At 57.2% G+C, this 20445-nt stretch carries 16 protein-coding genes; 1 reads left to right on the plus strand and 15 read right to left on the minus strand.

The genetic code is table 11. The features are described 5' to 3' along the window. Positions 1-235: 235 nt before the first annotated feature. The 7 genes from SK3146_RS14325 to SK3146_RS14355 are packed head-to-tail and all read right to left on the minus strand — an operon-like array spanning position 236 to position 6009. Positions 236-934 (minus strand): glycerophosphodiester phosphodiesterase, encoded by a 699-nt coding sequence (locus SK3146_RS14325; protein WP_249865663.1) that lies wholly within the window; start codon positions 932-934, stop codon positions 236-238. Continuing rightward, positions 931-1761 carry an HAD family hydrolase gene (locus SK3146_RS14330; protein ID WP_249865664.1) on the minus strand — a complete coding sequence of 277 codons (831 nt, stop codon included), beginning with the start codon at positions 1759-1761 and terminating at the stop codon, positions 931-933. Before SK3146_RS14330 ends, SK3146_RS14325 begins: the two co-directional genes overlap by 4 nt. After that, positions 1758-2708: a class II fructose-bisphosphatase gene (gene glpX, locus SK3146_RS14335; RefSeq protein WP_249865665.1), complete on the minus strand. Its 951-nt coding sequence runs from the start codon at positions 2706-2708 to the stop codon at positions 1758-1760. Before glpX ends, SK3146_RS14330 begins: the two co-directional genes overlap by 4 nt. After that, complete coding sequence (gene dhaL / locus SK3146_RS14340) at positions 2705-3400, minus strand: dihydroxyacetone kinase subunit DhaL (RefSeq protein WP_349655208.1); 696 nt, start codon at positions 3398-3400, stop codon at positions 2705-2707. Before dhaL ends, glpX begins: the two co-directional genes overlap by 4 nt. Continuing rightward, the gene (locus SK3146_RS14345; RefSeq protein ID WP_249865666.1) at positions 3369-4388 is read right to left on the minus strand and encodes a dihydroxyacetone kinase subunit DhaK; all 1020 of its coding nucleotides are present in this window, start codon (positions 4386-4388) and stop codon (positions 3369-3371) included. Before SK3146_RS14345 ends, dhaL begins: the two co-directional genes overlap by 32 nt. Next, complete coding sequence (gene rpiB / locus SK3146_RS14350) at positions 4385-4906, minus strand: ribose 5-phosphate isomerase B (RefSeq protein WP_249865667.1); 522 nt, start codon at positions 4904-4906, stop codon at positions 4385-4387. The genes SK3146_RS14345 and rpiB overlap by 4 nt, the downstream gene beginning before the upstream one ends. Before the next feature lie 23 nt (positions 4907-4929). Next, a complete protein-coding gene (locus SK3146_RS14355) occupies positions 4930-6009 on the minus strand; it encodes an MDR/zinc-dependent alcohol dehydrogenase-like family protein (protein ID WP_249865668.1) in 1080 nt (359 codons plus the stop codon). 381 nt (positions 6010-6390) lie between these two features. On the opposite strand from SK3146_RS14355, the gene SK3146_RS14360 reads away from it, so the two are divergent. After that, entirely contained in the window at positions 6391-7149 is a 759-nt protein-coding gene (locus SK3146_RS14360; RefSeq protein WP_249865669.1) for a DeoR/GlpR family DNA-binding transcription regulator, read from the plus strand. A 277-nt stretch (positions 7150-7426) separates the two neighbouring features. On the opposite strand, the gene SK3146_RS14365 is transcribed toward SK3146_RS14360, so the two are convergent. From SK3146_RS14365 to SK3146_RS14400, 8 genes are all read right to left on the minus strand, one after another. Next, positions 7427-9109, minus strand: a complete 1683-nt coding sequence (locus SK3146_RS14365; RefSeq protein ID WP_249865670.1) for a ribulokinase — start codon at positions 9107-9109, stop codon at positions 7427-7429. Positions 9110-9130: 21 nt separating this feature from the next. Further along, positions 9131-10918 carry an L-fucose isomerase gene (locus SK3146_RS14370; protein WP_434006900.1) on the minus strand — a complete coding sequence of 596 codons (1788 nt, stop codon included), beginning with the start codon at positions 10916-10918 and terminating at the stop codon, positions 9131-9133. Positions 10919-10920: 2 nt separating this feature from the next. Further along, the gene (locus SK3146_RS14375; protein WP_249865672.1) at positions 10921-11853 is read right to left on the minus strand and encodes a dihydrodipicolinate synthase family protein; all 933 of its coding nucleotides are present in this window, start codon (positions 11851-11853) and stop codon (positions 10921-10923) included. A 458-nt stretch (positions 11854-12311) separates the two neighbouring features. Continuing rightward, the gene (locus tag SK3146_RS14380; RefSeq protein ID WP_249865673.1) at positions 12312-15452 is read right to left on the minus strand and encodes a glycosyl hydrolase; all 3141 of its coding nucleotides are present in this window, start codon (positions 15450-15452) and stop codon (positions 12312-12314) included. A 15-nt stretch (positions 15453-15467) separates the two neighbouring features. After that, positions 15468-16508: a sialidase family protein gene (locus tag SK3146_RS14385; protein ID WP_249865674.1), complete on the minus strand. Its 1041-nt coding sequence runs from the start codon at positions 16506-16508 to the stop codon at positions 15468-15470. A 28-nt stretch (positions 16509-16536) separates the two neighbouring features. Further along, entirely contained in the window at positions 16537-18165 is a 1629-nt protein-coding gene (locus tag SK3146_RS14390; RefSeq protein WP_249865675.1) for an extracellular solute-binding protein, read from the minus strand. 57 nt (positions 18166-18222) lie between these two features. Next, on the minus strand, positions 18223-19107 hold the full coding sequence (locus SK3146_RS14395; RefSeq protein WP_249865676.1) for a carbohydrate ABC transporter permease: 885 nt from the start codon (positions 19105-19107) through the stop codon (positions 18223-18225). A 15-nt stretch (positions 19108-19122) separates the two neighbouring features. Beyond that, positions 19123-20079 carry an ABC transporter permease gene (locus tag SK3146_RS14400; RefSeq protein ID WP_249865677.1) on the minus strand — a complete coding sequence of 319 codons (957 nt, stop codon included), beginning with the start codon at positions 20077-20079 and terminating at the stop codon, positions 19123-19125. Between the last annotated feature and the right edge of the window lie 366 nt (positions 20080-20445).

Below are 20445 nucleotides of genomic sequence, written 5' to 3' on the forward strand. Positions count from 1 at the left end.
TCTAACCATTCAGCTAGGATCGTTCTATGGTTAGACATTACTTTCGGGGGAGCCCCCGGATATCCCCAGGAAATTGCTGCGCATCATTTCCTAAACAACAAGAAAACCCGCGCAAGAGGCGCCTGACGGCAGCCTTTTTGCGCGGGTTTATGCGTTCCTCTTCCCAAGTAATTCGGATAATCATTGAGCCGGGGGCTTGGGTCCGGCGCCGCTTCACCGCTGCCGGCTCGATGCTTTAGCCCGCGACCGCTGCCCACAACTCCAATTCGTTCGTGCAAATAAGCAGCGAAGGATAGGCGGCCAGCTTCTTCATATCGCTTTCCTTATCGACCGTCCAAGAGATAAGCTGAATATGCTCCCGCTCGCAGCGGCGAATGAACTCCTCCGTCATATATGGATAATAAATGGACATGTAGCCGCATTTCATTTCCCGGGCCCAAGGAAAGAACGCCGGAGAGGCTCCCTGATTAATGAGCCCGATATCGATTCGGTCGTCAAGCTCCCTCACCCTGGCAAGCGAGTAATGATCGAAGGATGTCAGAAATACTTGCTCCTGCATTCCTTTTTTCTTCACCGTCTGAATAACGGCTTCTTCCAATCCCGGGTAAAGATCCCCCATCTGCTTCAATTCAATATCGACGATCAAACGGCCGTTCAGCAACTCAAGCGCTTCCTCCAAGGTCGGAATACGTTCGCTTCCCCCGACCGTCAGCTGCTTCAGCTCCGCTAACGTCAAATCTTGAACACGTCCCGAGCCGTCCGTCATCCTGTCGACGGAAGTGTCGTGAATGACGACGGGAACTCCGTCCTTGCTCAGCTGCACGTCCAGCTCCAGATGCGAATACGACAGATCGCATGCGGCTTGAAACGAAACCAGCGTATTTTCCGGATACCGCACGGGGTATCCCCGATGAGCGATGCCTCTTACTTTCATCTTATATCCTCCTCCGTCTCCGAAACCGGGCTTAACAGGCCAAGCGCCTCCATCGCCTCGACAACGCCGTCTCCATAGCTGCGGCTGCATACAAACGAAGCCTTCGCTTTCAGCTCGGGATGGCTGTTGGCTACGGCCGCCCCTACGCCGGCGTACTCTATCATATCCATATCGTTCAGCTGATTGCCTATGCCGAGCACCTCGGCGGGCGTTACTTGCAGCAGCTCAGCCAGCTTTTTCAACGCAGAGCCTTTGCTCTGGTTCGGAGGAATAACTTCAAAATAATCGTCCTCCGACTGAATCGTAGCATAGCTTCGGTTGAAGCTCGGAAGATGCAGTTCCCACAGCTCTCGGATGCGCCTCATATCGCCGATGAGCAAAATCTTTTGCAGCGGCTTGCCCTGCCATCCTTCTTCGCTTGGATCGACGACGACGCAGCGAATTCCCTCTTTTATCTCGAATTGCTCGACGGCGGCCGTCCGGCTGAGCACCGAAACTCCCGCTTCCTCAAACAGCATCACCGTAACGCCCGACCGCTCCGCCGCCAGCAAAAAAGGCGTCAGCTCCCGCAGCTCCAGCGTCGAAGCCGACCAAACCCGGCTGCGGTCGGCAATTACGCTGCCATTGCACAAAATAAACGGGATGTCGATATCCAGCTCCTCGACGATTTTTTGGGCGGCGAGCCCGAAGCGTCCCGTCGCGATGGTGAACATCCCTCCGTTCGCCCTGAACCTGCGAACCGCCTCCTTGACCGGTTCGGTCAAGGAATGATCCTCGGATAGCAACGTACCGTCAAGATCGCTCACGATCAATCGTATGTTGTTCATACTTGTTCCTCCCGCTCATGGACGGAGCGGATGAAATGAGTTCCCGCCTGCCCGCCGCAAACGATCAGGGAATGCGTTATCTCCGCATGACCCGCATCCTTGGAAATGCCCGCCAGCAGCAGTCCTGTCGTAATTCCCGTAGCCGCGAACACGCAGTCGTCCGAAGAGACGAGATCATGCAGCGTCAGCAGCTTATGGGGATCGGCTATTCCCATCGAGCGGCACCGTTCGTATTCCGCCTCGGTTCCCGGCAGCAGCCTCGCCTGCATTTCGCCGCCCAGCCCCTTCAACGCGACTGCCGAAATGACGCCCTCCGGAGCTCCGCCTATGCCGTAAAACAGGTCGACGCCCGTTTCTTCGACCGCGACCGAAATCGCGCATGTTACGTCTCCGTCGTCGAACAGCCGCACCCTCGCCCCGGTCCGGCGAACCATGTCAATCGCCGCTTGATGCCGATCCCGGTACTGCATCATCACCGTGACGTCGGAAATATCTTTGTGCAGCGCTGCCGCCACTGCGGCCACGTTATCGACGAGCGGTCGCTCCAAGCTAGCGGCGCCTTTGGCCTTGGGCCCGACGGCCAGCTTCTCCATATACATATCGGGGGCATGCAGCAGCGTACCGCGCGGCGCCGCGGCGATCACGGCCGTCGAATTATCTTGGCCGGAGGCGACAAGCGTCGTGCCTTCGAGCGGATCGACCGCAATATCGACCCGCGGCCCCCTGCCGGTGCCGAGACGTTCCCCGATGTACAGCATCGGCGCTTCGTCCAGCTCGCCTTCGCCTATGACGACGACGCCGTCCATTTCCATCCGCTGCAGCACTCCGCGCATCGCCGTCGTTGCCGCATCGTCGGCTTCATGCTTGCAGCCTCTTCCGATCCACGGCTTGGCGGCAAGAGCCGCCGACTGAGTCACCCGCAAAAAATCGAGCGCGAGATGATTCATGCGCCGGCCCCTTCCGTCACCGCGCGCTTCCACTGCTCGGCGAAGGCGGCGAGAATATGGCAGGCCGAAGCCGCTCCGGGATCGATATGGCCGGCCGACCGCTCTCCGAGCCGGCTGGAGCGGCCCAGCTGCGATACGAGCGCCGCCGTCGAGCGCATCCCCTCTTCTCCGGCACGAACCGCAGCCTCCAAGCAGTCGGACAGCCCCTTGCCTGCGGCTCTCGCTTGCTCCAGCGCATCCATCGCCGGCAGCCACGCATCCATCATCGTCTTGTCGCCCAGCTGCGCCTTCCCGCGCTCCTGAATGCCCCGCACCGCCGTCAGCCAAAATTGTGCGATATCGTCTTCAGTCAGCACTTCCTTCCCCTGCAGCACGGCGCCGCCCCGCAAAAACGCCGTCGCATACAGCGGGCCGACCGAGGAGCCGACCGCATTCAAAAACGTCATCGCCATCTGTTGGCACAGCGCGCCGCAATCGGTCCCTTCGTACGTCCCGATCACCCCTGCGATCGCCTGCCACCCGAGCGACATCGTCACGCCGTGATCTCCGTCCCCTACGGCGCGGTCCAGCTCCGACAGCTCTTCCTTCGTCTCCTCTATCCGCTCCGCAATATGCGTAAAGAGACCTTTCCACTCGCGAATCGTTATCTCCACCACCGCTTCACCCTTCCTTTCCTTCTCTATGCTGCGCATACATCGGCGTATCCGCCGGGTCATCAACCAGCTCCGCGAGCTCGTCGTCGAGCTTCAATACCGAGACGGAGCATCCGCCCATCTCCAGCGAAGTGACATATTCCCCTACGAAGGAGCGGTGAATATGCGCCCCCAGCTCGGCAAGCCTCTGCGCTACGCGCCGGTATACGATGAACAGCTCCATTTGCGGCGTCGAGCCGAGACCGTTGATGAGTACGGCGACCCGGTCGCCCGACTCCACCGGCATATCGGCGAGAATCCGCTCCAGCAGCGCGTCCGCGACTTCGTCCGCGGTCCGCAGCTTGCCGCGTTCCACGCCGGGCTCGCCGTGAATGCCGAGCCCGATCTCCATCTCGTCTTCGCCGAGCACGAAGCTCGGCTTGCCCGTCTGCGGCACGGCGCACGGCGTCAGCGCTACGCCCATCGTGCGGATGGCATCGTTCGTCTTGCGAGCGACTCGCACGACGTCCTCGAGGCCGTATCCGCGCTCCGCTGCCGCTCCCGCCGCCTTGAACACGAGGAAGCCTCCGGCGATCCCGCGGCGGCGATGGGCTTGCGACGGCGGCGCCGAAGCCACATCGTCGGTTACGAGCACCGTCTCGACGCGGATATGTTCCATGGCCGCAAGCTCGGCCGCCATGTCAAAGTTCATGCAGTCGCCGGCGTAGTTGCCGTACATGTAGATCACGCCCGCGCCGCCGTTTACGGCGCGGGTGACTTCCAGTATCGGCGCCGGCGGCGGCGAAGCGAACACGTTGCCTACCGGTGCGCCGTCGGCAAACCCGCGCCCGATCAGCCCCATGAACGCCGGTTCGTGGCCGGACCCGCCGCCGATCACGACGCCGACCTTGCCGGGACGCGCCCCTCCGGCGCATACGACCGCCCGCTTGTTTTGCGGCAGCACCTTAACATGCCGGGCATATGCCGCGGCGTAGCCCTCGATCATTTCATCTACAACCGCATTCGGTTCATTCATCAGCTTCTTCACGCTTCTTCGCTCCTTTCTATGACCAAAGGGGATGAGCAGGAGTAGTTTTCCTTGCGCCCGCCGCCCGCGGCAAACAGTCTCTGCTCCCCGTCCATAATCTTCTGTACCTTCCTGCCGGAGCTGCCTCCGTCGAATTCGGCTTCGAGCCATGCGCGTACAATATGTTTGGCCAGCTCCGGCCCGATCACTCTCGCTCCCATAGTCAGCACCTGCGCGTTGTTGCTGCGCATCGCCCGCTCCGCCGAATACGTATCATGACAGAGCGCCGCCCTAATACCGGGAACCTTATCCGCGGTGATCGTCATGCCGATGCCTGTGCCGCATATCAGAATGCCCCGGTCGAATCGACCTTGAGCAATTTCTTCGGCGACGGCAAATCCGACATCCGGATAATCGATCGGCTGCGTGCCGTCAGACGGACCGAAATCGACATAGTCCACCTTGCGCTCCTCAAGATAGGTTTTAATCATTTCTTTCATGTCGTATCCGGCCTCATCGGCTCCAATCGCAATTTTCATGGTGAACAACCCCTTCGCTTATGTTATGGGATAAGGACGATCTTGAGCGATTGCGCTCCCTTTTTCATCAGCTCGAAGCCTTCCATATACTGCTCAAGCGGAAGCTTATGGGTAACTACGCCTTCCGTCGGGAATATGCCGCTCTTGATTCCATCGATGACAAGCGGATAGCAGTAAGGGCCAAGATGAGAGCCGAGAACGTCCAGTTCTTTTCTGTCGCTGATAATGCTCCAGTCTACCGTAACCGGGTCCTTGAACACGCTGAATTCCACAAAACGGCCCAGCTTGCGGATCATGGCAAGCCCTTGCTCCACCGACTTGGGATGGCCCGTCGCTTCGATATAAATGTCGCAGCCGTAGCCTTCGGTCATCTGCTTGATCTCCTTCACTACGTCGACTTCATTCGGATTCAGCACGATATCCGCGCCGAACTGCTTAGCCAGCTTCAGCCGTTCCTCGAACAAGTCGAGCACGATGAGCGTTCCGGCGCCGGATTGTTTGGCCGCTCCGACCATGCCGAGCCCGAGCGTCCCGGCTCCGGAGATAACGACCGTATCGCCTAACTGGATCTGCGCCCGTTGCACCGCGTGCAGCGAGCAGGCGTACGGCTCGATCAGAATCGCCTTCTCCAGCGGCAAATCATCCGGCACCTTGTAATTGATCGCTTCTTTGGTAAATTTCATATATTCCGCCATGGCACCGTTTACATTATTTTGGAACCCGTACAAATCATGCTTCTCGCACATCCAATACTGTCCCCGGTTGCAGAAACGGCATTTCCAGCAGGGAACGATTTGCTCGGAGATAACCCGGTCGCCGACGGCATAGCCATCGACTCCTTCGCCGAGTTCAACGACGAAACCGATAAATTCATGCCCCGGAATCATCGGCGCTTTAATATAAGCGGGCTGCGTCTCATCCCCCCAGAAGCTCGGCGCCCCTTGAAACGCCTTAATATCTCCGGCGCATATGCCGCATGCTTCCACCTTGATTACCATTTCCCCCGGACCTGCCTTGGGCACGGGAACCGTCTCCAGACGGTAATCGCCCGGGGCGTAAGCGACAACCGCTTTCATTTTCTCCGGAACGCTGACATTGTTCATAGGAAATCCTCCTCTATAAAATGGATTGAGTATAATCATCAATAATTTGGAAATGATCTATATTTATTTTTGCATTTACCTTATGTTTTGTCAACGTTTTTTATCATTTGATGTTGTTTGCTTTCATTTACCTATATTCCTATGAACCTATCATTGCAATTTCGGCTCACGCTTCGCGTCAGCGGCATCCCCTTTATTGTCGGTAAATGTTGATAATTGTTTCATGAATTTGCAAACGCCCCGAGCTTCAGGGACGCAATTCACTTTGCCAACGTTATATAAATTGATTTTTGTTTTCAGATGTTTTCTATATATAATTGTTGTATGATGATTTTTCATTTGATATAATTTCAATAAATCGTTAATATGGGAGATGCGAAGATGTTAGCACCCGAACGCCGCAATCGAATTATGCAAATTTTGAACGAACACAAGCAACTGCTGGTCAAGGACGTTTCGCTGGAGCTCGGCGTTTCCGAAGGCACCTTGCGGAACGACCTGAAAATATTGGAGGAAGACGGCTTGCTGGAGCGAACGCACGGAGGAGCCGTGCTGCCCAAACCGCATACGCCGGAGTATACGTTTCAATCGCGCAGCTTGACCAATCAAGAGGAGAAGAAAATGATCGGCAAAGCTGCGGCGAAGCTCGTACAAAACGGACAGTGCCTTATTCTCGACGCCAGCTCGACGTCGCTTGAGCTTGCCCGGCATCTGGTGCACTACGATTATTTGACCGTCATTACCAACGGACTTGCCACCGCTCAGGAGCTGACGCGCAATCCTCATATCAGCGTCATTGTCGTCGGAGGCGTGTTAAGACCCGGCTCAAGCTCTTTGGAGGGACTGCTCGGAAAAGGGCTGCTCGGGCAAATTCATGCGGATGTCTTCTTTACTTCCGCCCACGGCTTTACGGTCACTGCCGGGCTCTCCGATTTCAGCATTTATGAAGCGGAGCTCAAAAAGACGATGATATCGAACGTAAGCAAGGTCGTCGCCCTGCTCGATCATTCCAAGCTTAACCGCAGATCGATCGCTTCCTTCGCGGAAACGTCGCAAATCGATACGATTATTACCGATCCCGGAGCCGATCGCGAGTTTCTCGACGAGCTTGAAGGAGTGGAGATCATTATCGCGGATTAATGCACAATAAAAGTTCCTCTGCTTGCCGCATGAGGAACTTTTTCATTTTACGCCCGCCTCCGCTATTCGACGGATTTGCCTACATACCAAGGATAGTCAACGAAAAAAACTATTCCAGCCCTTCTTTACCCATTTTAACAAATTAATGGAGTGAAAGAGAATCCCTATTTTCCCATTTACGTCACGCGATCAATCGATTCAAATCGTTCATACAACGACAAAAGGCCGCGCAGCATGCAAATGCTACAACGGCCTCGCCTATTGCAGAGGAGCCTTTTCAATCGTTTACCCGATCCAGGCGCCGCTTCATCCGCTTTAACGTCTTCATTACGTCGTTTCCGCCTCTGCCAAGCAGCTCATGAAGCCGGTTATACTCCGAATACAGCTCGTCATACACGTCGCTGTGCTCTTCCACCGGCCGGTAGCTTTCTTCCCGCAGCCGGGTCATGCGCTCCGCAGCTTCGGTTATGCCCGCGCAGCCTCCCCTCGCGGGACCGGCGGCTACAGCGCCGAACATCGCCGCTCCGAGCGCAGGCGTCTCTGTCGAATCGGCAATCCGGATTTCGCGCCTCATCACATCCGCATAAATCTGCATCAGCAGCCGGTTGCGCTGCGGCAACCCGCCGCAGGCAATAAGCTCCTTCACCTCCATGCCGGACGTCTCGAAGGTCTCGATAATTTTGCGCGTGCCGAAAGCGGTCGCCTCCAGAAGCGCCCGATAGATCTCCTCCGGCCTCGTTTGCAAGGTCAATCCGACGATCAGGCCGCTTAAATCGGCGTCGACGAGCACCGTACGATTGCCGTTCCACCAGTCGAGTGCCAGCAGCCCGTGCTGACCCGGCCGCAGCTCTGCAGCCCGCCTCTCCAGCCAGCCATGAAGGGTCAACCCTTCGCTCGCCGCGGCATGCTTGGCGTAAGACGGCGCAGCTTGCTCCACAAACCAGCCGAACAGATCGCCGACGGCCGGCTGCCCCGCTTCATAGCCGTACAGCCCCGGGATGATGCCGTCTTCGATGACGCCGCACAGCCCTTCCACGCACACTTCTTTATCGCCAAGCAGCATATGGCATAAGGATGTCCCCATCGCCATAACCATCTGCCCCGGCCGCACGGCCCCCGCGCCGACGGCTCCCGCATGCGCGTCGATAATGCCGACGGCAACCGCGGTTCCCGGGCGCAGCCCCGTTATCGCAGCAGCCTGCTCCGTCAGCTCTCCGGCTTTGGAGCCGAGGGGAAGCACCTCGCCCCGCAGCTTGGTCTCCGCGAAGCGCTCCAGCCGGGGGTCCAGCGCCCGGAAGAAGGACCGCGCCGGATAGCCTTCCCGCTTATGCCAGAAAGCCTTGTATCCGGCGGCGCACCCGCTTCGTACCGGATTACCCGTCAGCCGCTCCACGATCCAATCGGCCGCCTCGATAAACCGGTCCGCCATCCCGTATACGGACGGAGCTTCGTTGAGAACCTGCCAGGCTTTAGCCGCCATCCACTCCGAGGAGCTTTTGCCGCCGTACCGGCGCAGGAACGTCTCGCCTAAACGCCGGGCAGTCTCGTTGATCCGGCTCGCTTCTTCCTGAGCGGCATGATGCTTCCACAGCTTGACGTAGGCATGGGGCTCGTCCCGCAGCGCCTCCTGAAAGCATAAGGGCGCGCCGGAGCTATCCACCGGCAGCACCGTGCTTGCGGTAAAGGCGATGCCTACGCCGATCACCTGCGCGGGATCGATGCCGGAGAGGCGCAAAACCTCCGGTACCGATCTCCTTAACACTTCCATATAATCATCCGGATGCTGGAGAGCCCAATCGGGCTCCAGCAGCTTGCCGGAATCCGGCAGGCGCTCGTCGATCACGCCGTGAGGATACGGCGTTACGTGAGAAGCCGCTTCTTCCCCCGTGCTCACGTCGACCAGCAATGCCCTTCCCGATTCCGTTCCGTAATCGATGCCTATCGCATACCGTTTCTCCATCGCCGAAATTCTCCTTCCGCCTTAACCGTAGAGCGGCCCCAATGCCGCGCAAGCTCTGTAATCCGCGCCTTGCGGATCATCCGCTCCGAAGGCGCTCCAATAGCTCGGACGGAACAGGCGTTCCGGGTCCACGTTATGCATACTGACCGGAATGCGCAGCATGGCGGCCAGCGTAATCAGCTCGGCGCCTACGTGACCGTAGCTGACGGAGGCATGATTAGAGCCCCAATGGCTCATCACCGAGTATACATCCCGGAATGCACCCTCCCCAGTCAAGTTCGGTACGAACCAGGTTGTCGGCCATGTCGGGTTAGAGCGCTGATCGAGCGTATCGTGAACATCCTCCGGCAGCTCTACAGAGTACCCTTCAGCCAGCTGCAATACCGGACCTACTCCTCGGATCAGATTGATCCGCGCCATCGTCAGCGGCATACCGCCGCGAGTCGTAAAGTCCGTCGAGAACCCGCCGCCGCGGAAAAAGTCGACGGCAGGGCGCCATTGCGTCGCCTCCAGGCAATCCCGGACTTCAGACTCCGTGATGTCCCAGAACGGCTTCATGACCGGTTGTCCGTCTTCGGTCTGCCGGCCGGTTCCGTCCAGTGCCGCCGCCCCCGAATTGATCAAATGAATGACGCCCTCCGCGGCCCTACCGGTCAAGTCTTGTCCCGTCACGCGCCGCACCGCCTCAGGACTCCAATACGTCCGCACGTCGGCAAAAATTTGCGCGCGGTTCGTCAGCAGATGGCCGAAGAGCATCGTAACGGCGTTCAAGTTATCGTTCTCGGTAGCGAGCATGTACGGCTCGCGAATACCGTTCCAGTCGAACGAGCTGGTCAGCATCGCTTCCATGAAATCGCCGTTCGGAAAATGGTCCGTCCACGCCCGCTGTCCCTGAAAGCCCGCCGCAATGGCGTTATGCCCCATGGCTTCCTCCTCGTAGCCCAGCTCGGCCAGCTTGGCATTGCCGACCATCAAATCGCGGGCGATCAGAGCCATTTTGACCATCGTCTCCCAATCCTGCGCCTTCTGCTCCTCGGAACGGATGAACCCGGGCGGGTTCGGATCGGCCCCGATACGGCAGTTCTCCCGGGTCCAGGCCAAAGCCCGCTCGTATTCGTCCCGGTCGTAGATACCGCGCTCGATACGGCGAACGAACTCGCTCATATCTACATATTCGTTGCGCATGCCCAAATAGTTTTGGAAAAACGTCTCATCGGCAATGCAGCCCGCTATCCCCATCGATACGGTACCGAGCGCAAGATAGGATTTGCCCCGCATAGTAGCTGCGGCGAGTCCCGCCTTGGCGAACTGAAGCAGCTTCGCCTGTACATCCCGGGGGATCGAGCCGTCCCCGATATCCTGCACGTCTCTGCCGTAAATACCGAATGCGGGCAGTCCCTTCTGATTATGCGCAGCCAGCGCCGCCGCCAGATAGACCGCTCCCGGGCGCTCCGTTCCGTTAAAGCCCCAGATCGCTTTGGGCATGTGCGGGTCCGTATCCATCGTCTCCAGCGGGTAGCACCAGGACGGGGTTACCGTAATGGTCAGCCCGACGCCCTGCTTGCGGAACTTCTCCGCCGCCCGGGCCGCTTCCGCCACGCCGCCGATCGTCGTATCCGCAATGACGCATTCGACCGGCAGGCCGTTCGAGTGCCGCAAGTTATCGCTTAACAGCTTCGCGCAAGCGATAGCCATGTTCATCGTCGGCTCCTCCAGCGACTCCCGGATACCGCCCCGGCGGCCGTCGATGACCGGGCGAATGCCGATCTTCGGCATGTCTCCTTGCAAACGGTTGATTGTCGGGTTCATGCTCATACTCGCTTTCCTCCTAATTGTTCGGTCATATACCGGGTGAGGCGGCGCAGCTGCTCGACCTCCAGCTTATGGGTCGCGGTAAACTCCCCGGCGCTTTTGGAACGGCACTCGAAATTGGACAGGACGCCTTCCAGCATCAAATAATATTTGGCGTTAACCGGGTACAGCTGCTTCTCGATCAGCGACGCCATGCTGAGAAAGCTTGCCAGCAGCTCCGCTTCCTCCGGCTCGGCAGACGCTTGCTTCATTAGCCGTACGTACAGCTCCGGATGAAAATTGGCCATAACCCCGCTATACCCCGTCATGCCCAGCTTGATCGTCTCCAGCAGCGTGGCGGAGTTGGCATTATAAATGCGCAAACCCGTCCCCCTTACAGCCTCCAGCTTGGCTCGCATATTGCCGACATCGCAGCTGGTGTCCTTGAGAAACCGGAAACGTCCGGTTTCCGCGCACCGCTTGAGCAGCTCCGGCGATATAAGCCGTTTGTACGGATACGGGCATTCGTAGAAGCCGAGCGGTACCGAGTCCGGCAGCCCGGCCAGCAGCTTCTCAAGATTAGCCAGCCATACATCGTCAGGCTCATCCTGCCGTGCCAGCCGATTCGTAATCAACACCAAGGCGTCGATCCCCGTCGCCGCCATAGCCCGCAGCTCCTCCAGCTGCTCTTCCGGAGAATCGGCGATATGGCCGGAGGCGATTACGGGCACACGGCCCGCCGCCTTGGCCTTCACGAAGGAGGCGAGCTTCACCCGCTCTTCCAGACGCAAATAAAACATTTCGCTCGATTGACATACGGCGAACAGCCCGTCAACCCCTTTCGCGATATACCATTCAATCAGCTTCTCCAACGCCTCGTAGTCGATCTCATTATCGTCGGTAAACGGAGTGACCATCGTCGGCCATACTCCATCGGATATATGTCCCTGCATCGGTTTTCCCCCTTTGTTCATTTCTTGTCTAAAAGTATGGTGAAAAACGATTGGCCTGCGGCTGCCGAGCATCGAATCGTTTCTAAGTTTAACGGACACCGGGGAGCTAAATTCGTCGCAAACAGACGTATTTGAAACGTAACGGACGTCATGGCGCTTACATAGCTCCGAATGGCTTTCTATGAAGGCTTTGCCAACCAATAGCTGCATCTGTGTCCGTTAAAAATCCAAAATGGCCGATAGGACTAATATAACGGCCGCTGTGTCCGTTGCTTCCGATCGCTGTTGAAATCGGGGACAAAGGCAAACGCTTCATTTCTCCAGATTGCCCTCGCTTGCTCTATCTGTTTTTTCGCCGGTTCCAACAAGGTGATGATTTCGTCGTGGACTGCGCTTGATAGAAGTTTCCGCTCGCTTGTTCGCCACGCTTCTAAAAGCGCACTAAACAGCGCCGCCGGTCATCGCGCAGGTACGGACCACAGCTTGATCTGCCCGAACAAGCCGTACGGGTGCACAAGATACTGCGGCGTACGGTCTTTGCCTTCCTTGCGGAACGATTCGCAGCTCGTCGTCGGCGTGCCTCCCAACGCTTGATGGAACGGCCCGAACATATTTCTCGGACTGCCCATGACCTCGATTTCCAGTCGGTTCGAGCCTGGGAGCAAGTAGGAGGTCACATCGACGCCGTCCGCGGATTTCCAAGGGATATGCCCGGCTGTACGCCCGTTGACGCGAATTTCCGCGATCACGGCCGAGCAATCCCCCAGCTCCAGTACGAATCTGCGCTGTGCCGCCGGCTGATGCTCGTAATCGGCATGATAGACGATGCTGCCGTTATAGTGATAATAGCCTTGGAGACACCAGTCTCCGGCATGAAGCGTTAACGGCTCCTTCACGATGCGCCGGTCCGGACTCACCGCAAAGTCACCGATCAAATAGACATCTTCGACCTCCAGCGCCTGACGGTACAAACAGCGCAGCTCCAGCTCGTTCATTCCCCGGACGAGCACGCCGAGAGGCACGCGGTCCATCGAGCGGTCGACGAACCAGCCGGTCGGTGAGTTGGAAACCTCCATACCGTTAAGAAAAATCCGGTAATGCCGGGCGCCCTCAATAACCAGATCGACGCCAGCAGCCGGCACATCGGCGACCTCGAAGTTCAAGAGAAAGGCAGCCGGCGCGCCGTCATTCGGATGCGGCTCGTGAATCCATTTGTACCGCTGCGTCATGCCGTTGTGATGAACCGGCCGCATCCCGAGCACTTCGCGAATTTGCCGCTGCGCGGCCCAAACGTCCGCTTCCTCCGCAGACCAATCGGTATCGCCGAGCCGGAACCGGCATGTATCGAGCGTCAACACGTTAGGCATCGTCCGCGTGAAGCCGAAGGCGGGCCCAAAGGCTTGTTCCAGCGCCGCACCCGCTTGGCGGGTCGCAACGGCAAGCCCGGAAGACGGCAGCGCCCCTCCCGCATCCGCTCCACCGACCCAAGCTTCCGCAGGCGGCTTCTCCTTATAGATGATGTACAGCATCGAATCCGCCGGTCCAAAATGAGCGTCGAAACGCATTTCTCCGTCCGCAAGCGATACCGCCACTTCATGAATCCGGCCGTTCAGCGCGTCCCACCGTTCTACGCGGCCGGTCAGCGCGGTAGAGACGATAACGTCGACGGCCCGATCGCGGTCGTTATTAACGACGAACAACGAGTAGTACGAGTCGGTTTCCTTCAGCATGTACAGCAGCTCCGGCGCTTCCGCCCCGTACGCGCTGCGGAGGCTGACCGGCCGCGGCATATGCCGCTCCAGCGCGCGGACCGCCTCCTCCTTGCCGCTTACGATCGTGACGCCGGAATGCTCGTACAGCTTGGCCGCCTCCGCCGACGACCGTCCCTCGATCATCGCAGCTCCGGGCGTCATCGCGATGATCTTGCCTCCGGCGTCCAAATAACCGAGCAGCAGCTCGTACGTGCTGCGCAGCATCGTGCGGATCGGCGGAAGGACGACAAGCTTATAGGCCGCCTGATTCACATGCAGCTTCCCGCCATGTACCGCTCCCGCTTCGGCCATGATCGTCTCGTCCCCGAGATCGAAATCGTAGTGGGAACGGGCAAAATGCCGCAGCAGATCGTTAAACGCATAGCCGTATTCGTCGATGGCCGGAATATCCCGGTCCTTCCCCCGGGATGGACTGCCGTAAGGATTCGTGCCGAGCATCGACCATGCGGTCGTGGCCGGATGAAGCACCAGAATGTCCCGGATCGGCTTGCCTTCCGTCAAGATCATTCCGAGCCGGGCGAAGTAATCCTCCACAATCCGGTTATATTTCCACCAGCTCGTCTGGTAATTGAAAAACGGCGGGTAATCTCTCTTGCGGCAGCCCCGGATCGAGTACTGGGCAAGATGCTGCGAGCGCAGGTTGACGCCGAGCGCGTACTGCCAGTCTCCCATCCATTTTTGCCCTTCAAAGGTAAACTCCCATCCGGCGCAGCCGTACATCTCGGAGATGACGAACCGGCGCCCGTATTGATTCGCCACGCTGGTACACTGCTTGACGGTCATGTACTCGTCCGTCTGCTCGCAGAGCATATCGATGCCCGGCACATGCTGGTAGCGGTAATGCGGCATAATCGCTCCGCCGACCCGCGTAGCTACGCCGAGCGCGCTCTCCCACAAATAATGCCCGGTAAATTCAAGACGGTTGCGCTCGCACCAGTCGCCAAGCTGTTTGGAATACGCCTCGCTGTATTTCTCGGTAACGGTGCGCCAGTAATCATGCCGCGCAGCCGACGAATGCTCGCCGTCGAAATATAAATATGGCAGCAGTCCGGTTATGTCATAACCCCTTTGCTTCAGAAAATATGGCTGAAACGTGTACGTCCACGGCAGCCAGCCCCGGCCGGCCGTAAACCGGCAATGTCTGTCATGCACGCTCGGCTCGTCGGTGAATATCCCGCGGATCGCTTTCCCGAACTGCTCGCCGACCTCATCCTTATAGCGCTCATAGGTCGATTCGATAAACCGTGCGACCGTCTCCTCGTTCATACTGTCGGGCGGCGCCTCGCCGTTAAACCATTCGCTACCGGCCGATACCTCGATCCGGAAAACAAGCAGCGTCTCGTTGTCCCCCAGTACGGGAGTCTCATGGAGCGGCAGCCGCTCGCAGCGCTGAAGCCTCATCCCGTCGATGACGGCCTTGAACAGCGCGATCATGCATCCGCCCGGCTCGAAAGAGCCTCTCGTCACTTCGACGGTCAGCCCCTTGGCGCGGTACTCGTCCCCTCGGGCAGGTACCGTGCCCCCGGCCGATCCCGACGGCCAACGGTCCTCGTCATAGAGCCAGGCGTGCATGCCAAGCGACTCCGCGCGGGCGACGGAAGCCTTAACGGCTTCCATCCATTGTTCTCCCATATACGGCGTTTCGAGCCCGTCGCGCGAATGCATGAAAAATCCGCCCATCCCCTGCTCGTTCATATCCTCAATCTGCCGGACCAGCTCTTCTTCGCGCAGCTCGTCATTCCATGACCAGAAGGGCATCGAGCGGTAGGCCGCAGGCGGATTCGGAAACGCCTTCTTCAGAGCGGCCAGTTCCGTCCATTCCTTCATTGTGTGCCACCCCCGTCAGCTTTCTTCAAACTCCAGCTCCAGACTCCAGCACACAATACGCTCCCGCTTCCAGGTATAGGTCACATGGACGAAATTCCCCTGCGCGATGACGGCGGGATAAGAAAACTCGCCGTATTCGATCGGCACCGTATATGACGTATACTCGCCCTCCAGCACTTTGAGCTGCTCCCATGTCTCCCCGTTATCGGCGGAGATGCTCAGCATAAGCGGAGTGCGCGGCCCCCGGTACATGCCGATCGGGTTATAAGCCAACACAAGCGCTCCGTTGTCCATTCTCGCCAGATCGATGCCGCTGTTATTGTTCGGCAAATAGGTCCGGTAAGCGGGCGACCAGGTGCGGCCCGAGTCGCCGGAGTCGCTCCGGTAGATGAATCCCGCCGTGCTGCGGGTCAGCATATGCACCCGCCCCGGCGCGGATTCCCACACCGTCGGCTGGATAATGCCCTTGCCCCGGATCGGCTCCGCTCCTTCCGGGTATTCGCCCTCGGCCTGACCTTCATGGCGGACCGGCACCTTGGCGCTGGCCGTCCAGGTAAGCCCTTGATCGGTCGAAATATCGGCGAAAGCGTCCCAATACGTCCCTTCCAGCGACGCCGGCGCAACCCATGTGCCGTCCTGCAGCTGAATCAGCTTATTTTTTACCGGCCCTCTTCCCCCGATATCGCCGGGCACCAGATCGACGGGGCGGCTCCAGGTCAAGCCGTCGTCATCGGATACGGTAACCCGCGTATACCATTCGGGAATCGGATGTCCCACCTTATAATGGAGAACGATTTGCCCGTCGTCCTTGCGGAACAGGACGGGATTCCAGTGGACGAGATCAGGCTCGTCGGCGACAAGATAAGGCGCCGACCAGGAGCCGTTCGTCCGTTTGGAGCACCAGATGCCTACATCCGGATTGCCTTCCTTGGAGCCTGCAAAATAAGCGGCGAGCAATTCCCCGTTCGGGAAAGCGATCACCGTCGAGGCGTGGCAGCTGGCAAACGGGCGCTCCTCCTCGAATAAAAATTGTTTCGTATACTGCTTGATCTTCATCTGCATTCCGCTCCTTGTTCGTGACGCATTACTTTTTCATTCGGGCCAATGCGTCGTTATAGATTTTTTCCAGCTCGCCGGCCCCCATGTCGCGCGCTTTCTGGATCACGGCGTCATATTCGTCGATCTTCTTCACGCCCATAATAAATTTATCGTACTCCTGATCGAGCATCGTATTAATGGTAACATTCAGCTCCTTGACGCGGGAAGCTTCCTCTTTGCTCAGCGGCGGGTCCATTACAGGTTCGTTATATGCTTTATCTTTAGCGATAATGCCCCAATATTCATCGTTAATCGCATCCCAGTTGCCCGTCATTTTCTCAATCTGGTTCTGACTCATCGTGTTCGTATAATGAGGCGTAAAGCTCAGCTGGCAGCAGCCTAGATCGGAATACAAGGCATAGTACGGCGTCGGCGTAGCGTCTTTGAATTTGGCTACGTAATCTTCCTTATACTTCGGCTCGCCTTTATCGTCCAGGGCGTAATGCACCCCTTCAATACCGAAGTTCATCAGATTGGAGCCTTCCTCCGAATACATCCAATCCAGCAGCTTCACCAGCTGCTCGGGATTTTTCGCCTTCGCGCTTATCGCGAACGTCTTGCCGCCGAATACCGTAGCATAGAAGTTGGCGCGCGCTTTGCCAGGAGCATATTCCGGAATGGGCAGCACCTGGAATTGTCCTTCCGGCTGCGTTTTGCGCAGATCGCGGGTGTAGTTTAAGGAAAATCCGCTATTATCCAGGAAGAAGAACGATTTCCCGCTGGTCAGCTTCTCTGTCCACTGCTGCTGCGTGGTCACGGCGTAGTCGGGATCAAGAACGCCCAGTTTATATGCTTTGTTAAAATAGGACAGCACGTTTTTAAACGCCGGAGTGGCGGGACCGTAGACATATTTGCCACCGTCGATATCCTTATCGTAGTACATGCCGTTGCCTTTGGTGCCGTTGACTCCGCTGCCCAGCATATAGGCGGTCGTCACCAGCAGCTGCGGCGTGCCGTTGCGCACCGTCCATGGCTTGGAGTCCGGGTACAGCTCCTTCAGCTTGGCCAACACGGTAAGCAGCTCGTCGAAAGTTTTCGGCTGCTCCAGCTGATGCTTCTTCAGCAAATCCTCGCGGATGACCGGGCCGAAGCCGTTCTTCAGCTCATTGCGGGCTACCGCCGGGAAGCCGTATAACTCCCCGTCCACCGTCAGCTTGACCATGTCGGGATTGGCGTCCCATATCTTCTTGAAGTTCGGCATCAGCCCTTTGTTCATATAGTCCATCAAAGGCAGGAACACGCCCGTTGAGCCGAAGTCGTTCAAATCGGTTTTTTCCACCTGGATAATGTCGGGCAAATTGTTTGTCGCGATCAGCGTCTTCTTCTTGTCGTTGTAATTGCTGCTCGGCACCGTTTCAAAGTCGAGCTTCACATTCGTCCGTTTGAAAATTTCCTGCTGAATCGGAGAATTATTTTTCACCGGCTGATTGGCGTTTTCGGGAAATACGACCTTCACGGTGCGCTCTTTATCCGCAATTTTCGCGCCTGCCGCCGCCTGACTGCCGCCCGTGTCGGCCGGGGCCGCCTCCTTGCCTCCCGAGCATGCCGCCATGCCGAGTGTCAGCGCAATCCCCGTCAAGGAAACCGCCGCCATGCGAGACCATCTTTTTGCCATACTTACTACCTCCCTGGAATGATTAGCTTTGTTTTTCTTAGCTTCTAGTCTTCTTGCTCAGCCTTTTAAGGCGCCTATCATAACCCCTTTGGCAAAATACTTTTGCAGGTAAGGGTACACCGCAAGAATCGGAATGATCGTAATGATGATGACCGCGTATTTATAGTTGGCGGCCACGACCCGGAAGCTGGAACCCGCGCTGCCGATATCCCCCTGCTGGTCGGCGAATTCGCCGGCAATGACGATATTCCTCAGCAGCACCTGCACCGGGTACATATCCTTGCTGTTCAAGTACAGCAGCGACGGGAAGAAGCTGTTCCAATGATGGACCGCATAAAACAGCACCATCGTCGCCATAATCGGCATCGATAACGGGAGAATGATCCGAAGCAGAATCTGAATATCGTTCGCCCCGTCCAGAAAAGCCGATTCCTGCAGCGATACGGGAATCCCTTCGAAGAAGGTTTTCATAATGATCATATTGAACGTGTTGATGGCGGGCGGTAAAACGATAGCCCACATCGTATCGATCAGCCCCAGCTTCTGAATGACCAGATACGTAGGGATCATGCCCCCACTTAAAAACATCGTAAACGCGATCATAAAGATAAACGCATTGCGTCCGTACATATCCTTGCGCGACAGCGCAAAGGCGCACATCGCCGAGAAGACGACGTTAATGGCCGTACCGATGACCGTGTAACGCAGCGTATTTCCGTAGGCATGCCAGATGTCTTTGTTTTTGAAAATAATTTTGTAGGCTTCGATCGTCACGTCATGCGGAATCCACTTGACGTCGCCCCGGTTCACGGCGCTTCCGTCGCTGATGGAGACGATGAAAATATAGTAAATCGGATATAAGGTAACGAACACGAGCGCCAGCAGCAGTACGATAATGACGCCGTCCAGCAGCCGGGATGCGAGCGTTGCTTGTCGGTTCATCTTCTCTGTCCCTCCCTACCACAAACTGGTTTGGCTTATTTTTTTGGACGCTTTGTTCGCGGTATACAGCAGCACTAAGCCTACGATCGCTTGAAACAGCTCGACCGCCGTGGCGTAGCTGAAATCGCTTCCGAGCAATCCCCTGCGATAAACGAATGTGGAAATAACATCCGCGGTTTCATACGTCGATCCGTTGTAAAGCAAAATGATTTTCTCGAATCCGACCGACATCAGCCTGCCCAAGTTCAAAATCATCATAATGGAGATCGTCGGCGCGATGCTCGGCAGCGTAATGCTCAGCAGCTGATGCCAACGGTTCGCTCCGTCGATCTTGGCGGCGTCGTACAGCTCCACGTCGACCCCGGTCAGTGCAGCCAAATAAATGATCGAGCCCCAGCCGACGCTCTGCCATATGCCGGAGGCAACGAAAATCGTACGGAACCACTCGGGCAGCATCAGAAATTTAACGGGTTCAAATCCCAGCCATTGAATAACCTGATTGATCAGCCCGTCCGAGGACAAGAAGTTCGCGATCATCCCGCAGACGACGACAGTCGAAATAAAATGCGGCAAATAGCTGATGCTTTGCACGATCCGTTTGAACGCCTGATTTTTCAGCTCGTTGAGCATGAGCGCAAGCACGATCGGCGCCGGAAACGCCCATATCAATTCATAAATGTTAATCAGCAGCGTGTTGCGGATCAGCTTCCAGAAATACGGGTCTTTCAAAAATTTCTCGAAATGATGAAACCCGACCCACGGGCTCCCCGAGATGCCCTTGACGATGTTGTAATCTTTGAACGCAATGATGATTCCGTACATCGGCCAATAATGAAAGATGACATAATAGCAGAACGGAATAAAAAAGATCGCGTACAAATATTTGCTCCTCGCCATCCCCTGGATGACAGGGTGGCGTATTCTCGCCGAGCTGAACGCGGCCGCCTGTTTGGTCTCTTGACTATGAATCATAATCCCCTCCCGGTTTAACGCATATCCCTCTCCCGTATGCACAGGTTGCTTCAGGATGCTTTCTGATTCGGACGTTCCCTAGCCGGTCATCGCCCGGTGAGCTTATTATAGAAACCGCCGCCGCCGTCTGAAAAGAACCGATACCCGACCCGACGATGCACTTTTCGCACTCCGGCGGGCTTGATTCAACTTTCTACCGGTGTCCATTTTTCCCCCTTGGGCCGCCAGAAACGGGAGCGAAGCCCCGGCAATCCGCCGCCGAAGCCGTGCCGCATGTCTTTCCCCGGCCGCATAAAGTCTTGCCTTCCAATCCAAATAAGATAGCCAAAAAGCCATAGACCAAGGCGGGTCTATGGCTTCTATTGA

It is taken from the genome of Paenibacillus konkukensis, from assembly GCF_023523925.1.
Taxonomy (GTDB): Bacteria; Bacillota; Bacilli; order Paenibacillales; family NBRC-103111; genus Paenibacillus_S; species Paenibacillus_S doosanensis.

Bases quoted from the DNA above. Each gene is read 5' to 3' on its own strand.
- SK3146_RS14385 (WP_249865674.1), bottom strand. From the start codon at position 16,508: ATGAAGATCAAGCAGTATACGAAACAATTTTTATTCGAGGAGGAGCGC.
- SK3146_RS14375 (WP_249865672.1), bottom strand. From the start codon at position 11,853: ATGCAGGGACATATATCCGATGGAGTATGGCCGACGATGGTCACTCCG.
- SK3146_RS14370 (WP_434006900.1), bottom strand. From the start codon at position 10,918: ATGAACCCGACAATCAACCGTTTGCAAGGAGACATGCCGAAGATCGGC.
- rpiB (WP_249865667.1), bottom strand. From the start codon at position 4,906: ATGAAAATTGCGATTGGAGCCGATGAGGCCGGATACGACATGAAAGAA.
- dhaL (WP_349655208.1), bottom strand. From the start codon at position 3,400: ATGCGCAGCATAGAGAAGGAAAGGAAGGGTGAAGCGGTGGTGGAGATA.
- SK3146_RS14380 (WP_249865673.1), bottom strand. From the start codon at position 15,452: ATGAAGGAATGGACGGAACTGGCCGCTCTGAAGAAGGCGTTTCCGAAT.
- SK3146_RS14330 (WP_249865664.1), bottom strand. From the start codon at position 1,761: ATGAACAACATACGATTGATCGTGAGCGATCTTGACGGTACGTTGCTA.
- SK3146_RS14400 (WP_249865677.1), bottom strand. From the start codon at position 20,079: ATGATTCATAGTCAAGAGACCAAACAGGCGGCCGCGTTCAGCTCGGCG.
- SK3146_RS14360 (WP_249865669.1), top strand. From the start codon at position 6,391: ATGTTAGCACCCGAACGCCGCAATCGAATTATGCAAATTTTGAACGAA.
- SK3146_RS14395 (WP_249865676.1), bottom strand. From the start codon at position 19,107: ATGAACCGACAAGCAACGCTCGCATCCCGGCTGCTGGACGGCGTCATT.
- SK3146_RS14325 (WP_249865663.1), bottom strand. From the start codon at position 934: ATGAAAGTAAGAGGCATCGCTCATCGGGGATACCCCGTGCGGTATCCG.
- SK3146_RS14390 (WP_249865675.1), bottom strand. From the start codon at position 18,165: ATGGCAAAAAGATGGTCTCGCATGGCGGCGGTTTCCTTGACGGGGATT.
- glpX (WP_249865665.1), bottom strand. From the start codon at position 2,708: ATGAATCATCTCGCGCTCGATTTTTTGCGGGTGACTCAGTCGGCGGCT.
- SK3146_RS14355 (WP_249865668.1), bottom strand. From the start codon at position 6,009: ATGAACAATGTCAGCGTTCCGGAGAAAATGAAAGCGGTTGTCGCTTAC.
- SK3146_RS14365 (WP_249865670.1), bottom strand. From the start codon at position 9,109: ATGGAGAAACGGTATGCGATAGGCATCGATTACGGAACGGAATCGGGA.